Genomic DNA, 13,775 nt, shown 5'->3' on the forward strand with positions numbered 1-13,775 from the left:
ATCGCCCCGGCGCAGCGCGGGGGCGCGTGCGTGTGACACGGCTGGGCAGGACGATGCCACGTGATCGACTTGTGCGCCAGGGTCGACCTCACATTCGGGGCGGGCGGGGGTCGGGGCGGGCTCGTATGCGGGAGCGGGGGCGGGCTCTCACCCCTTGGGCGGGCGGGGACTCTTCCCGTGGCGAGGAGCAGGCGCGTACCGGTGGGCGGGAACAGGCGCGTACCCGGGCGCGGGAGCGGTCTCCGGTGCGGCCGGTGGCCGGATCCGGCTGCGCGGCCGTCACCGGTGTGCCGTGTGTGAGGTCCTGGTTCATCCCAGGTGAACGGGGGCTGAACGACGCCCCCGTCGCGGGCCGTCGATGGCAGGCTGAGCAGCATGGACGGGCGTGATCAAGAGCGGTCGGAGCGGTGGCCGCGCTGGGACGGGACGGCCGGCGCGGTCCGGGCCGTCAGGGCACTGGGGTCGGTACGGGGGCTGCGGACGTGGCGGTCGGCGTGGCGGCGTCGTCGTGCGGACGCGCTGGGGCTGCCGCGGAACGGCCGGGAGCGGGCGCGGGTGCCGGGGACGGCGGTGCGCGCGGAGCCGCAGCCGGGGGGCGGCGTGGTGCATTTCGCGCGCTCGTCGCTGCGGGTGCGGGTGGCGTCGGGCGGCGCGGTCTTCTGCGGCTGGGACGACGCGGCGCCGGAGCCGTCGTACGCGCTGGCCGGGGCGTGTCCGGAGCCGGACGCGCGGGCGGTGCTGGAGCCCGGTACGGAGGGCGGCTGGCGGGTGGTGTCGGAGCGGGTGACGGTGACGGTGTCGCGGCACGGCACGGTGGAGGTGCGGACGCCGGGCGGGGTGGTGCTGCGGCGGGAGCTGCCGCCGCGGTGGTGGGACCGCGCTCCCGGTACCGAGGACGACGGTGAGTCCGGGGACGGTGCGGCTGAGGGCGGTACGTCTGAGGGCGGTACGTCTGAGGGCAGTGCCTCTGAGGACGGGGGCGGCGCGTCTGAAGACCGGGCTGGCGTGGCCGGTGAGCGGTCCGGGGAGTCGCGCTGGGTGCAGCGCTCCGAGGTCGCCGCAGACGCCCGGTTCTTCGGGCTGGGCGGCCGGTCGGCGGGACCGCGACTGCGGGCGGGCACGTACCGGCTGTGGAACACCGACCCGGGCGGCGCGTTCGTACCGGGCGACGACCCGCTCTCCGTGACGATGCCGGTGCAGCTCGTGGTGGCGGACGCCGGTACGCACCTGGTCTTCCACGACAACTCCTGGGACGGCACGGTGACGCTGCGCGAAGGGGCGGAGGGCGCGGGCTCCGGGCACGACCGGCCAGGCTGTTCGGAACTGCGGATGGACGGCGGCCCGTTGCGCTACTGGGTCCTGGCCGGCACGCCCGCGCGCGTCCTGCTCGGCTGGACGGCGCTGACCGGGGCACCCGCGCTGCCGCCCCGCTGGGCACTGGGCCCGCAGCACGCCCGGTGGGGTTTCGGCAGTCAGGCGGAGGTGCGGCGGATCGTCTCCGGCTACCGGGAACGGGGGCTGCCGCTGTCCGCCGTGCATCTGGACATCGACCACTACGACGGCCATCGGGTCTTCACCGTCGACCGTACGGCCTTCCCCGATCTGCCCGGCCTCGCGCGGGAGTTGCGCGAGGAGGGGGTACGCCTGGTGTCGATCGTCGATCCGGGGGTGAAGGCCGAGCCGGGCAACGCGGTGTACGAGGGCGGGGCGGCGGCCGACGCGTACGTACGGGACGCGCGCGGCCGGGAAGTACGCGGAGTGGTGTGGCCGGGCGAGGCGGTGTTCCCGGACTTCACGGACGCGCGGGTGCGCAAGTGGTGGGGCGGGCTGTACGCGGAGCGGCTGGCCCAGGGGTTCTCCGGGGTGTGGCACGACATGAACGAGCCGGTGTCGTTCGCGGCGTTCGGCGATCCTTCGCTGCCGCGTTCGGCGCGGCACGCGCTGGAGGGCCGGGGCGGTGACCACCGGGAGGCACACAACGTGTACGGGCTGGCGATGGCGCGCGCCGGGTACGACGGGCTGCTGGAACTGCGTCCCGACGAGCGTCCCTTCCTGTTCTCGCGCTCGGGCTGGGCGGGGATGCAGCGGTACGGCGGCACCTGGTCGGGGGACGTGGCGACCGGGTGGCCGGGCCTGCGGGCCTCGTTGTCGCTGGTGCTGGGGATGGGGCTGTGCGGGGTGCCGTACAGCGGGCCGGACGTCGGCGGGTTCTCCGGGGTGCCGTCGCCCGAGCTGTATCTGCGGTGGTTCCAGGCGGCCGCGTACCTGCCGCTGTTCCGTACGCATTCGGCGAAGTACGCGGGTAGGCGGGAGCCTTGGGAGTACGGGCCCGAGGTGCTGGAGCACGCGCGGGCGGCGCTGCTGGAGCGGGCGCGGCTGCTGCCGTACTTCGTGACGCTCGCGCAGCTGGCGCGCCTCTCGGGAGCGCCGTACGTACGCCCCATCTGGTGGAACACCCCCGCGACCGGAAGCTGCGCGACTGCGAGGACGCCTTCCTGCTGGGGGACGCGTTGCTGGTGGCGCCCGTGCTGGGGCCCGGGGTGACGCGGCGGGCGGTGCGGCTGCCGCGCGGGCGCTGGTACGACACGGCGGACGGGCGGGCGTACGACGGGCCCGGGCAGGTGCTGCTGGACGCGCCGCTGTCCCGGATTCCGGTGCTGGCGCTGGCCGGTTCGGTGCTGCCGGTGGCGGGCGCCGACGGTACGACGGAGCTGGAGGTGTGGGCCCCGAAGGCGGGCCGTGAGGGTGGCGGCCTGGTCGTGCCGGACGCAGGTGACGGCTGGCAGCGGCCGGCGGTCGAGCGTTTCGGGACGCGGCTGGAGGACGGGGAGGTGGTCGTCGAGCGCCAGGGCGGGGGCGAGGTCGGGTACCGGGTGCGGGTGCGCGGGGTGGCGGGCGACGATGGGTAGGCGGCCGGCGGCGCCGGATACCTTCCGTGTGGCGCGGTGCCGGTGGTAGACGGGTGCCATGCCGAGACTCGCTGCCGCGCTGCGCGGCCTCGCCGTGGCCGCCACCGCCCTCGCCCTGACCACCGCGGCCGTGCCGCCAGGAGGGGCCGCGGAGCCGCGACCGTCCGAAGGCACCGCCAGAGGTACGACGGCGACCACGCCCGCGCCCAAGGAATTCGTCGCACTGCGCGACGTGGACCCGACGATCCGCCAGGAGATGCGGTACTTCACGCCGCACAACTTCATGGGCGTACCGGTCACCGGCTACCGGCAGCCCCTGTGCGTCCTGACCCGGGACGCGGCGCGGGCACTGCACCGGGCCCAGCTCTCCTTCCTGCGGCGCGGCTACACGCTCAAGGTGTATGACTGCTACCGGCCGCAGCGCGCCGTGAACCACTTCGTGGACTGGGCCGAAGACCTGGGCGACCAGCGGATGAAGGGCGAGTTCTATCCGCGTATCGACAAGTCGACCCTCTTCCGTGACGGCTACATCGCCGAGAAGTCGGGGCACAGCCGGGGCAGCACCGTCGATCTGACGCTGGTACGGCTGCCGGGCCCGCCCACCCGGCCGTACGTCCCCGGGGAGCCGCTGACGCGGTGCTACGCGCCCAAGAAGGAACGCTTCCCCGACAACTCGCTCGACATGGGGACCGGCTTCGACTGCTTCGACACGCTCGCGCACACCCTCGACCCGCGGGTGCGGGGCCGGCAGCGGGCGAACCGGCTGCTGTTGAAGCAGGGGCTGGAGCGCGCGGGGTTTCGCAACTACGACAAGGAGTGGTGGCACTACACCTTCACGCCGGAGACGTTCCCCGACACGTACTTCGACTTCCCGGTGACGCGACGGTCACTGAACAACAGTCGCTGAACGGCGGTCACTGAACGGCGGTCACTGAGCGACGACCGCTCGGTGACCGCTCGGTGACCGCCGCCGAGTGGCGGAGGAGCGGAGGGGCCGAGGGACGGATCACCAGTCTCCGGTCAGCAGGAGCGGCCGGCCGGAGACGGCGTGCTCGGTGTTGATCCACTCGTTGAGATCGCCGGTCGCGTCGTCCCGGGCGACGAGGTCGGCGACACCGTCGCCGGAGAAATCGCCGGCGGTGGTCTGCGTACGGCTCCAGTCGCTCAGCTGGTCCCTGACCGGACCGAAGAGCCCGTTCCCCTTGCCGGGCCAGAGACGCAGGACGTTCCCCTCCTTCCCGACGAGGTCCGCCTTCCCGTCCCCCGTGAAATCGCCGGCCACCACCTGCGTGACGTGCCAGCCACCGGTGACCGTCCTCCGTGTCGCGAAGGTGCCGTCTCCTCGGCCGGGCCACAGCAGCAGGTCTCCGTTGTCCATACGGGCGACGAGGTCCAGCTTGCCGTCGCCGGTGAAATCGGCCGCCGCGGTCTGGGTGAAGTACCAGCCCCCGGTGACCCGCACCGGATCCGCGAACGTGCCGTCCCCCTTCCCCGCCCAGAGTTTCAGCACGTTCCCGGTGTCCTTCCCGATGAGGTCCGCCTTGCCGTCCCCCGTGAAGTCACCGGCCACCGTCTCCGTGATGTCCCAGCCACGGAGGGCTCTCACCGGACGCGCGAAGGTGCCGTCCCCCCGGCCGGGCCGGTCGGCGTCCGGATTGCCGGGCCACAGCATGAGGTCCCCGCCGTCCTTACGGGCGACGAGGTCCACGATGCCGTCACCGGTGAAATCGGCCGCCACGGTCTGGGTGAACCGCGGAGCGGGGCGGGTCGGCGGTGCGGGCATGACGGCGTTCGCGAGGGCCTGGTTGCCGTTGTCGTTCAGGTGCAGCCGGTCGTCACCGCGGTCGTAGTACCCGGGGAAGAGGCGGGTGGGCTCCCGCGGGTCCCGGGACACCTGGTCGAAGTCGACACGGGCGTCGAGGTCCGGGCTGGTCCGGATGTACTGGTTGACCTCTTGCCGGGTCTGTTCCTTGGCGGGGGTGTACGCGCCGTATCCCGCGAAGGGCGGGATGGTGGCCGCGATGAAGGTGAGGCCGGCGGCGTGGGCGCGGGCGGCGAGGTGCCGGATCGCCTCGATGAGGGAGGTGCTGTCGGCGCCGTCCAGCGCGATGTCGTTGATGCCCTCGTAGAGGATGACGGAGCGGACGCCGGGCTGTTCGAGGACGTCACGGGTGAAGCGGTTCAGGCCGCTCTGTCCGTAGGCGGCGCGGGTTCCGGTCGAGTCGGTGAGCAGCCGGTTGCCCGATATGCCGGCGTTGACGACTCTGGTGTGCCGTCCCGAGACCTGCAAGGCCCGGCCGTACCGGTCGGACCAGCGGCGGTTGGTGTCCGGGGTGGTGTGCCCGCCGTCGGTCTGCGAGTCGCCGAAGGCGACGACGGTCCCGTCGCCGCCGGACGCCGTCACGTCCACCCCGTCGAGGTAGGCCCACTGCGTGAAGCGGGCCGGGAACCGGCCGCCCGCCGCCTCCCCCGCCCGGTCGGCGCCGTCCCCCGGGGCCGAGGTGTAGGAAGTGGTCAGCGTGTAGTCGTGGTACGGCGCTTCGGCCACGGGCTCGGGCAGGTGAACGCTGACCAGCAGGTCCTCGTCGGCCTTGACGGGGAAGGCCGCCTGGTCGCTGCGTACCTTCTCCCCCGCCCCGATGACGGTCTGCCGGCTGCCGCCGAACGTCAGGGTGACCGGTGTTCCGGCGGCGCCGGCTCCCGCGGACCGGCGGGCGATGGTGGCGTGCCCGATGAGGACGGGGGTTCTGGCGAAGGAGTTGGCGAGCTGGATGCGGACGGTGTCGCCGCCGGTGCTGGTGTGCACGACCATGCGCAGCGTCTGGCGGCCGGTCACCCCGGACTTGGCCGCGGGGGCCGCCGTGCCCAGTGCGGTCCCCCAGGTCCTGGTCCAGCCCGTGTCCGCCCCGGCCTCCCGGCCGTCAGCGGGCCGCGCCCACGTGGTGTGGCTCAGGGTGGCGACCATCGCGCTGGAGGTGAGCGCCACGGCTGCCGTACGCGTGGCTCTGCGGAGCAGCCGCGCCGTTCTTGTCATGGGAGTTCTTCCTCGTCGTGTCGTGTACGGGGGCGCGTACGGGGTGGGCGACAGCCGGGTCAGGCGTGCCGGTGACGTCGTCACGTGCGATGAGGCCGGCCCGGCCCGTACCGGCACCGCGTCGCCGGGCGTCTCCGGGTGCGTGGGGTGCCGTTCATCTGCCCTGCGCGCCTCGGATGATCTCGGCGGAGGAATATAGCAACGGAAGCAGTACATGTCAGACGGTAAAGGCCCAGGGAGTCCGGTAACAGGACCATGGGGACATCCGGCACTTCGTAGGCGCGTAGCTCGGTATTTCCTGGCGAGCGCGGGGCGGTGGGGAGGCGGGCGGAGGCGGACGCCCGCAGGAATTGCGGCCCGCCGGCGGGCGGTTTCGTTCGGCCGGACGCGAAGATCTCGGCAAGTCGGCCGGCGTGCGGCCCCGCCCGGTCAAGGAGCGGGGGCGGTACGGGGCCCTCAACGCGGGCCGGGCGAGGCCGCGGCGGGGCCGGAGCCCGGAACCACCCCCGTGGATCCCGCGCCCCGGCCCTGCCTTGCCCCGGCCCGCCTCGGCCCTGCCTTGGTGGACGCCGTACGGAGGTGTCCGGTTCAGCCGGTACCACGGAGAGCCGCATGATCCTTTCCGGTCGGTGGGGGCGGCCGTGCCGTACGGGGTTCCGTCGGGGGCTCGTCGCGTGCCAGACTCCTGACGGCCCATCAGATCACGGGTGTGACGCGCCCGTTGTCCGTTCCGGGAGTGGTCGTGGCACGTACGCGTAAGCCGGTGGTACCGGGTTGGTTCACCGAGACCGACACCGAGGCCAGGGACGGGCCGGGCCCGGCGGGCTTCCGGCTCCTGGGCACCCGGTGCGGTGCCTGCGGCGCCGTGTTCTTTCCGCGCGAGGACTTCTTCTGCCGTGACCCCGGCTGCGACGGGACCGACCTGACGGAGGTGCCGCTCTCCCGGCGCGGCACGGTCTGGTCGTACACGGACGGCCGCTACCGGCCGCCGCCGCCCTACGTCTCGGACCCCGAGGTGCCGTGGCAGCCGCGCGCCCTGGTCGCGGTGGAGCTGGCGGCGGAGCGGATGGTGGTGCTGGGGCAGGCCGCGCCGGACGTGTCCGTGGCCGCCTTGCGGGTCGGCATGGAGGTCGAACTGGTCCCCGGGGTGCTCGGCGAGGACGCGGAGACCGTGTGGACGACGTGGTGGTGGCGGCCGGTGGAGACGGGCTGGGCGGGCGAGGCGGACGGAACCGACGGGCCGAACGGGACGAGGCAAGCCGACGGAGCGGGAGGCGGCCGTGACCGATGACATCGCCGTGCTCGGGGCGGGGATGCACGCCTGGGGCAAGTGGGGCCGTGGCTTCGCCGAGTACGGGACGGTGGCGGCGCGGGCGGCCCTGGCCGACGCGGGGCTGGCGTGGGCCGACGTGCGGTCGGTGGTCGGTGCGGACACCGTGCGCGGCGGCTATCCGGGGTACGTGGCGGGCGCGACGTTCGCGCGGGCGCTGGGCTGGCAGGGCGCACGGGTGACGAGCGTCTACGCGGCCTGTGCCTCCGGGGCGCAGGCCGTCGCCACCGCGCGGGCGCAGATCCTCGCGGGCCTGGCGGACGTGGTGCTGGTGGTGGGTGCGGACGCGGCGCCCAAAGGTTTCTTCGCCCCGGCGGGCGGCGACCGGCCCGACGATCCGGACTGGCTGCGCTTCCGGCTGCTGGGCGCGACCAACCCCGCCTATTTCGGACTGTACGCCCGGCGCCGGATGGCCCTCTACGGGGACACGGCCGACGACTTCGCACAGGTCAAGGTGAAGAACGCGGCGGCGGGCGCGCTCAACCCATACGCGCGGTACCGCAAGCCGGTGACGGCGGCGGAGGTCGCCGCGTCGCCCGTGGTCGCCGATCCGCTGCGGCTGCTGGACATCTGCGCCACGTCGGACGGCGCCGCGGCGCTGGTCCTGTGCGGGCTGGACTACGCACGGCGGCGTGGCGTGCCGGCCCCCGTCCGCATCCGGGCCGTCTCCACCGCGACGCCCCGCTATCCCCGTACGGAGCTGGACCTGCCGGACATCGCGACCGACTCGGCTGCGTCCGTCCCGGAACCGCCGGCCGCTTTCCGGCCCTCCCTCGCCGAAGCCGCTTACGAGGAGGCGGGGCTCGGGCCGGACGACCTGTCGCTGGCGGAGGTGTACGACCTGTCCACCGCGCTGGAGCTCCAGTGGTACGAGGATCTCGGCCTGTGTGCCGAGGGCGGGGGCGCGAAGCTGCTGCGCGACGGGGCGACGGCGCTCGGCGGGCGGCTGCCGGTGAACCCCAGCGGCGGTCTGGCCTCGTTCGGGGAGGCGGTGCCCGCGCAGGCGATCGCGCAGGTCTGCGAGCTGACCTGGCAGCTGCGCGGACGGGCCGGGGCACGGCAGGTGCCGGACGCACGGGCCGGGATCACGGCGAACCAGGGGCTGTTCGGGCACGGTTCGGCGGTGGTCGCGGTGCGATGACGCTCCGGGGGAGCGCCGGGAAAACGCGGGGAGCGGCGCCCGACGACGCCCGGTAAAGCGCAGGGAGGCGCGACCGATGACGCGGCTGGGAGGAAGTCCGTACCGCCGAGCCCCGTGCCGCCACACGGGCCCGTGAGGACGGCGAGGAGCCGCAGGAGCGCGGGAAGCAAGAGAAGCCGCAGGAACCCGAGGACCGGCAGGAACCCGAGAAGCGCGAGGACACCCGTTCGAGTGCGCCGGAAGGATGCGTGAACAGTGCGTGAACCACGCACCGTTCGCGTTCCCGGTGGGCATTCTGCTGCCGTGCCTGCCTGGACGGACCAGCTCCGATTCGCCTTCCAGCCCGTCGTCAACCTGTCGACCGGTTCGGTCGCCGCCCTGGAGATCCTCGCCCGCCCCGAACGCGGCGACGTGCTGACGGCGGCGCGGCGCTCCGCCGACCTGGACGCCGAGCTGGCCGGGCTCGCCGTACGGTCCGCCGCGCGGCAGGAGACCCTGCTGCCGCTGCACGTCAACGTGTTCGCGACGACCCTCGCCGAGCAGCCGGGGCTGACCGCGCTGCGCAAGGCCGTGCACGACGTGGGCCGTCGCCCGTGGGAGGTCACCGTCGATGTCGGCGGGCCGTTCACGCACGTACCGCGGCGGGCGCTGCTGGAGGCGGTGGCGGGGCTTCGGCAGGACGGGTACCGCGTCTGCGCCGACGGGGTCGGCGACGGGGACCTGCCGCTGCGGCTGCTCGGTGATCTCGCCCCCGACCTGGTGAAGCTGGACGCCTCGCTCTGCGCGGAGCTGGACGGCGACCGGGGCGGGCGGGCCGCCGTGGCCGCGATGCGGCAGCTGTGCGAGGTGCTGGGCAGTGTGCTGGCGGTGGAGGGGGTGGAGACGGAGCGGCAGTACGCGGCGGTGCGTGCGGCGGGCGCGCAGCTCGCTCAGGGGTTCCTGTTCGCGCCGCCCGCCCGGCGGCCGGCGACCGACGTGTACCTGCCGGAGCTGCGCGACGGGTACGGGCCGGTGGCCAGCGGTTATGCCGGGGGCGGCGCGTCCGGGGCGGTCCTGCCGCCGGCCGGGCCGCCGGTGACGCAGTTCCTGCAGCCCGCCGCGCTGCTGCCGATGTCCGCCTCGGCGGGCGCGGTACGCAGTCATCTGACGGGTTTCCCCGGGGTCTCGGGGGTGCTGCTGGTGGACCCCGACGGCGTACCCGTACGGGCCATCGACCGGGACCGCTTCCTGCTGTCGCTGTCCGGCCGCTACGGGCACGCGCTGTACGCCGACCGTCCGGCGCTGCGGCTGGCCGACCGGCCGCGGACGGTCGGCGCCGACGCCACCGCCTGGGAGGTGCTGGACGTGGCGGCGGACGGCGACCGTGACCGGACCGGTGACGACGTGGCGGTGGTGGACGAGCAGGGCCGCTGCATGGGCGTGGTGCAGCTCGCCGACATCCTGCGGGCGCTGGCGGAGAGCCGGGTGGAGGAGGCGGCGCGGCTCAATCCGCTGACCCGGCTGCCGGGTTCGGACGCGGTGAACGCGGAGGTGGACCGGCGGATCGCGGGCGGCCGGGGGTTCGCGCTGAGCTGGCTGGACGTGGACCGGTTCAAGCAGGTCAACGACGGGGCCGGGTTCGCGGCGGGGGACGCGCTGATCCGGGCCGTGGGGCAGGCGCTGGCCCGGACGGCGGCGGAGCTGCCGACGGCGCGGGTGGGGCACATCGGCGGGGACGACTTCCTGGTGCTGGCCGCGCCGGACGAGCTGGAGCCGTTCGCGGCGGCCGTGCTGGACGCGGCGTGGTCGGCGGGCGGGCTGCCGGTGACACTGTCACTGGCGACGGTGGTGTGCGCGCCGGGCAGCGTGACGGGGCACGCGCAGGCCGCCGCGGCGCTGGCACCGCTGAAGAAGGCGGCGAAGTCCCTGGCCGGGGTGAGCAGTTGGGTGCTGGGGCAGCCCGGCGCACCGGGGCACGAGGTGCGCCGGGGCCGCCGTCGCGGGGACGGGACGCCGCCCCACCCGGTCCCTTGACGCCCCGTCACCTGCGGTGAACACTGCCGGGTGTCCGTCGGCACCGCCACAGCCGGGTGACCCGGCCGCGTGGCAGCGGTACGCGCTGCCCGGCTCCCCAGGGGCGGTTCCGGCGCACCGGCACGCTCGACGCGGACGCCGCGCGGGGCGCGGCGGCCGAGCGCCCGCCGTCCTCCCGTGGCCCGGGAAACACGCACCCTGCACGGAGGACCGGGGCCACGGCCCCGGGCCAGGGACAAGGAGCCGCCATGTATGCCAACGGGGACATCTTCGTCGGTGAGGTCATCGGTACCGCCCTTCTGATCCTCTTCGGTGCCGGCGTGTGCGCCGCCGTCACCCTGCACCGCTCCAAGGCGAAGGCCGCGGGCTGGGTCGCCATCGCGTTCGGCTGGGGTCTCGGCGTGCTCGCCGGGGCCTACACCGCGGCGCCGCTGTCCGGCGGGCACCTGAATCCGGCGGTGACGCTGGGGTCGGCGGTCGCGGACGGTACGCCGTGGTCGAAGGTGCCGCTGTACGTCGCCGCCCAGCTGGTGGGGGCGGTGCTCGGCGCCGTACTGGCGTGGGCGCTGTACTACGCGCAGTTCGCGGCCAACAAGGAGGCGGACACGGCGCAGCCGACGCTGGGGATCTTCTCCACCGCCCCCGAGGTCCGCAACCCTGCCGCCAACCTCGTGACCGAGATCATCGCGACCGTGGCACTGGTGCTGCCGCTGCTGTTCTTCGGCAAGAACGAGGGCATCGGGATCGGGCGGGTGCCCGGTGCGGACGCCGGTGTCTACGGGTCCGGGATCAACGTCCTGCTCGTCGCCCTGCTGGTCGTCGGCATCGGCCTCTCGCTCGGCGGGCCCACCGGCTACGCCATCAACCCGGCCCGTGACCTGGGGCCGCGGATCGCCCACGCACTGCTCCCCATCCCCAACAAGGGCACCTCGGACTGGTCCTACGCCTGGATTCCGGTGGCCGGCCCGCTGATCGGCGCGGTGCTCTCCGGCCTGGTGTTCACCGCGGTCTTCTGACCGTCCGCGCACGGCACGGCACCCGGCCCGACCCCGCTACGAGGAATCAGGAGACGTCATGACGGACGGCAGCACGGACAGGTACGTCGCCGCGATCGACCAGGGCACCACCTCCAGCCGCTGCATCATCTTCAACCAGGACGGCGCGACCGTCGCCGTGGACCAGCGCGAACACCGGCAGATCTTCCCCAAGCCCGGCTGGGTGGAGCACGACGCCGAGGAGATCTGGGCCAAGGTGCAGGCGGTGGTGGCGGGCGCGCTGGCCAAGGCGGGACTGCGCGCCGGCCAGCTCGCCGCGCTAGGCATCACCAACCAGCGCGAGACCACGGTGCTGTGGGACCGCTCCACGGGCAAGCCGGTGCACAACGCGGTCGTCTGGCAGGACACCCGTACGGCGCAGCTCTGCCACGAGTTGGGCGGCGCGGACGGCCAGGACCGCTTCCGTGAGGCCACCGGGCTGCCGCTGGCCAGTTACTTCTCCGGGCCGAAGGTGGCCTGGCTGCTGGACAACGTGCCGGGGCTGCGGGCGCGGGCGGAGGGCGGTGAGATCGCCTTCGGTACGGTCGACTCCTGGCTGATCTGGAAGCTGACCGGCGGGACGGACGGCGGGGTGCACGTCACGGACGTCACCAATGCCGGGCGCACGATGCTGATGAATCTGCACACGCTCCAGTGGGACACCGCGATCCTGTCCGCGATGCGGGTGCCGGAGGCGGTGCTGCCGGAGATCCGGTCCTCGGCGGAGGTGTACGGGACGGCGGTGGGCCAGTTGCAGGGGTGCCGGTGGCGGCGGCGCTGGGCGACCAGCAGGCGGCGGTGTTCGGGCAGGCCTGCTACCGGGTCGGCGAGGCCAAGAACACGTACGGCACGGGCTCGTTCCTGCTGCTGAACACCGGGCAGCGGCCGGTGCCCTCCAAGAGCGGGCTGCTGACGACGCTGGGGTACCAGCTGGGCGGTGAGGCGCCGGTCTACTGCCTGGAGGGCTCGATCGCGATCACCGGTGCGCTGGTGCAGTGGTTCCGGGACCAGCTGGGGATCATCGACTCGGCCGACGAGATCGAGGACCTGGCGGCGCGGGTGCCGGACAACGGCGGTGCCTACATCGTCCCGGCGTTCTCCGGGCTGTTCGCGCCGTACTGGCGGTCGGACGCGCGCGGTGTGATCACGGGTCTGACGGGTTACGTCACCAAGGCGCACCTGGCGCGTGCGGTGCTGGAGGCCACCAGCTGGCAGACGCGCGAGGTGGTGGACGCCATGTACCAGGACTCCGGGGTGCAGCTCACCGCGCTGAAGGTGGACGGCGGCATGACCGTCAACAACCTGCTGATGCAGCACCAGGCGGACGTGCTGGGGGTGCCGGTGATCCGGCCGGTGGTCGCGGAGACGACGTGCCTGGGCGCGGCGTACGCGGCCGGGCTGGCGACCGGGGTGTGGCAGGACCTGGACGAGCTGGCGGCGCACTGGAAGCGGGACACCGAGTGGACGCCGCGGATGGACGGGCCGACGCGGGAGCGTGAGTACGGCAACTGGCGCCGGGCGGTGGAGCGGAGCTTCGGGTGGCACGAGGCGGGTGGCGCGGGCTCGTAGCCGTCCCGGCAGGCGTACGGCCCGCACCCCGGACGGCGGGGTGCGGGCCGTGCTTCCGCGCGCCTCGGGGAGCGCGGGTGCCTCAGGGAGCGCGGGCGGCTCGGCGAGCGCGGGCTCGCGCGCCTCAGGGCAGCGCCGGCTCGCGCCGCCGGGCGCTGACGTGCATCGCGTGTTCCACGACCGCGATCAGTACGTCCTTGGCGGAGTCCTTCTCGCGGGCGTCGCAGAGCATCACGGGTACCTCGGGGTCCAGGTCCAGTGCGTCGCGAACCGTTTCCGCCGGGTAGCGTTCGGCGCCGTCGAAGCAGTTGACGGCCACCATGAACGGGATGCCGCGGCGCTCGAAGTAGTCGATGGCGGCGAAGGAGTCCTCCAGGCGGCGGGTGTCGGCCAGTACGACCGAGCCGAGCGCGCCGCGGGCCAGCTCGTCCCACAGGAACCAGAAGCGGTCCTGGCCGGGCGTGCCGAAGAGGTAGAGCACCAGGTCCTCGCGGAGCGTGATGCGCCCGAAGTCCATGGCGACGGTGGTGGTCTTCTTGCCCTCCACCCCGGCGAGGTCGTCGACCGGCCGGCCCGCCTCGGTCAGCCGTTCCTCGGTGCGCAGCGGCTTGATCTCGCTGACCGCGCCCACCAGGGTCGTCTTGCCCACCCCGAAGCCGCCCGCCACCAGGATCTTGAGGGTGACGGGGTCGGGGGCGTCCTGTTTGCGGCGTCGTTCAGAGCGCCCGAAGACCATGGCCGTCTT

8 protein-coding genes and 2 pseudogenes are annotated in these 13,775 nt (G+C 73.9%); 8 read left to right on the forward strand and 2 right to left on the reverse strand.

What is annotated here, in order from left to right; translation table 11 throughout:
- The first annotated feature begins 375 nt into the window (after positions 1 to 375).
- Genes ACEXOX_RS09325 through ACEXOX_RS09335 form a run of 3 tightly spaced genes read left to right on the forward strand, consistent with a single transcriptional unit; the run spans position 376 to position 3,816 of the window.
- Positions 376 to 2,544, forward strand: a complete 2,169-nt coding sequence (locus tag ACEXOX_RS09325; RefSeq protein ID WP_406519920.1) for a TIM-barrel domain-containing protein — start codon at positions 376 to 378, stop codon at positions 2,542 to 2,544.
- Positions 2,448 to 2,909 (forward strand): hypothetical protein, encoded by a 462-nt coding sequence (locus ACEXOX_RS09330; protein ID WP_406519921.1) that lies wholly within the window; start codon positions 2,448 to 2,450, stop codon positions 2,907 to 2,909. Before ACEXOX_RS09325 ends, ACEXOX_RS09330 begins: the two co-directional genes overlap by 97 nt.
- A gap of 58 nt (positions 2,910 to 2,967) precedes the next feature.
- Positions 2,968 to 3,816, forward strand: coding sequence for a M15 family metallopeptidase (locus ACEXOX_RS09335; RefSeq protein ID WP_406519922.1), 849 nt, complete (start codon positions 2,968 to 2,970; stop codon positions 3,814 to 3,816).
- A 99-nt stretch (positions 3,817 to 3,915) separates the two neighbouring features.
- Here ACEXOX_RS09335 and ACEXOX_RS09340 read toward each other — a convergent pair whose 3' ends face one another.
- Positions 3,916 to 5,943 (reverse strand): FG-GAP-like repeat-containing protein, encoded by a 2,028-nt coding sequence (locus ACEXOX_RS09340; protein ID WP_406519923.1) that lies wholly within the window; start codon positions 5,941 to 5,943, stop codon positions 3,916 to 3,918.
- A gap of 763 nt (positions 5,944 to 6,706) precedes the next feature.
- On the opposite strand from ACEXOX_RS09340, the pseudogene ACEXOX_RS09345 reads away from it, so the two are divergent.
- The 5 genes and pseudogenes from ACEXOX_RS09345 to glpK all read left to right on the forward strand — a co-directional run.
- A pseudogene (locus ACEXOX_RS09345) lies at positions 6,707 to 7,153 on the forward strand (Zn-ribbon domain-containing OB-fold protein); the annotation flags it as partial.
- Between the two features lie 70 nt (positions 7,154 to 7,223).
- Positions 7,224 to 8,414, forward strand: coding sequence for a lipid-transfer protein (locus ACEXOX_RS09350; RefSeq protein WP_406519924.1), 1,191 nt, complete (start codon positions 7,224 to 7,226; stop codon positions 8,412 to 8,414).
- A gap of 303 nt (positions 8,415 to 8,717) precedes the next feature.
- Positions 8,718 to 10,427, forward strand: coding sequence for an EAL domain-containing protein (locus tag ACEXOX_RS09355; protein WP_406519925.1), 1,710 nt, complete (start codon positions 8,718 to 8,720; stop codon positions 10,425 to 10,427).
- Positions 10,428 to 10,675: 248 nt separating this feature from the next.
- A complete protein-coding gene (locus ACEXOX_RS09360) occupies positions 10,676 to 11,443 on the forward strand; it encodes an MIP/aquaporin family protein (RefSeq protein ID WP_406519926.1) in 768 nt (255 codons plus the stop codon).
- Between the two features lie 58 nt (positions 11,444 to 11,501).
- Positions 11,502 to 13,030 (forward strand): annotated as a pseudogene (gene glpK, locus ACEXOX_RS09365) (glycerol kinase GlpK).
- A 124-nt stretch (positions 13,031 to 13,154) separates the two neighbouring features.
- Here the strand turns inward: glpK and ACEXOX_RS09370 are convergent.
- Positions 13,155 to 13,766, reverse strand: coding sequence for an ATP/GTP-binding protein (locus ACEXOX_RS09370; RefSeq protein WP_030018108.1), 612 nt, complete (start codon positions 13,764 to 13,766; stop codon positions 13,155 to 13,157).
- Positions 13,767 to 13,775 lie beyond the last annotated feature (9 nt).

Origin of the sequence: Streptomyces sp. Ac-502 (assembly GCF_045222935.1) — a bacterium.
Classification (GTDB): Bacteria; Actinomycetota; Actinomycetes; order Streptomycetales; family Streptomycetaceae; genus Streptomyces; species Streptomyces monomycini.